The sequence below is a fragment of the Cellulomonas sp. P4_B5_2 genome (assembly GCF_056402235.1).
In genome coordinates this window covers 1-1,248 of record NZ_JBFUHU010000522.1, presented here as the reverse complement: position 1 = coordinate 1,248, position 1,248 = coordinate 1, and the positions used below count along the sequence as shown (strand labels likewise).

Sequence of the window (1,248 nt, the reverse complement as noted above, 5' to 3'; positions counted from 1 at the left end):
CGCCAGGAGGTGCTGGACGACAAGACGGCCGAGGTGGCCTGTGGCACCGGTGACGACGACGGACATGAGTGGGTTCCTCTCGACGGGCGACTGCGTGTCGTCCGCCGCAACCGGCCGTCGGTTCAGAACCTTCCGGATCGTGGGTACCCACTTTGGCGTAAGGTACGCACGTGACGGTGAGTAACGAGGTCAGCGCCCTGGATCGCCTCCTGACTGACGGGGTCCTGGCCGCGGCCTGCCCGTCGCGTGTGGTGCTCGACCACGTGACGAGCAAGTGGGGCGTCCTGCTGCTGGTCGCCCTGTCCGAGCGCACGATGCGCTGGGGCGAGCTGCGGCGGATCGTCGAGGGGATCAGCGAGAAGATGCTGGCCCAGACCCTGCGGACGCTCGAGGCGGACGGGATCGTGCACCGCGAGGTCACCGCCAGCATCCCGCCGCGCGTCGACTACTCCCTCACCGAGCGCGGGTCCGAGCTGGTGGCCCGGCTGCTGCCGCTGATGGAGTGGATCATGGACAACGCCGAGGAGATCGTCGCCGGCTGAGCGGCACGCCGGCGTGCCACGGTGGACCGGTCGGGCCCACGACCGGGTCCGGGGCCCGCCTGGGACTGGGTTCCGTCGGACGAGTGAGGGTTCGCGACTGAACTCCGGGCCGCGGGATGCCGACAACAAGACGTGGGCTCCGCGATCCGGGCTCGCCTCGCACGTCGACGTCTTGGAGGGCAGGCCGTGTCTACGCCGACCGACGCGTTGCACGCAGCCCTGATCGCCCGCCCGCAGCAGACCGCGCTGGAGCTGGCGCACGGCCTCGCACTCGCCGGGCACCCCGGCCTGACGGAGGCCGAGGTGGAGCAGGTCCTCCGCCGCGATCCTCGGCTCCGGCACGACGCGAGCACGCCTCCGCGGTGGCGCGCGCTCGGGGCGGGCCACCCGACCACCGCCCTGCACGTCCCGACCCCGTACCTGCCCGTGACGCACGTGCTCGCGCCCGCCGTGTTCTTCGGCCAGCGGGCCGCGGCCGACGCCTCGCGGCCGCCGGTCACGCCGCAGGGGATCCTGCCCGTGGCCGCGTTCGGGGGCAGGCCGCCGGTCCGGCTGCTGGACGACGCCGCGGCGGCACCCGCAGAGACCATCACGGACCCTCCCGTCCCGCCCCCGATGCCGGTCCGCGTCCCCGTGATGGCCCGCCTGACGGCCGTCGACCCGCCGCCCGCACCCGCGCAGGCTCTCGCACACCCCGTCACGTCAC

General features: G+C 73.6%; 2 protein-coding genes. Both read left to right on the top strand.

What is annotated here, in order from left to right; all coding sequences use genetic code 11:
• The first annotated feature begins 170 nt into the window (after positions 1-170).
• Complete coding sequence (locus tag AC1DUQ_RS21840; protein ID WP_477059744.1) at positions 171-542, top strand: winged helix-turn-helix transcriptional regulator; 372 nt, start codon at positions 171-173, stop codon at positions 540-542.
• A gap of 186 nt (positions 543-728) precedes the next feature.
• Positions 729-1,248, top strand: a 520-nt coding sequence (locus tag AC1DUQ_RS21835; RefSeq protein ID WP_477074648.1) for a hypothetical protein, incomplete at its 3' end; no start/stop codon positions are given.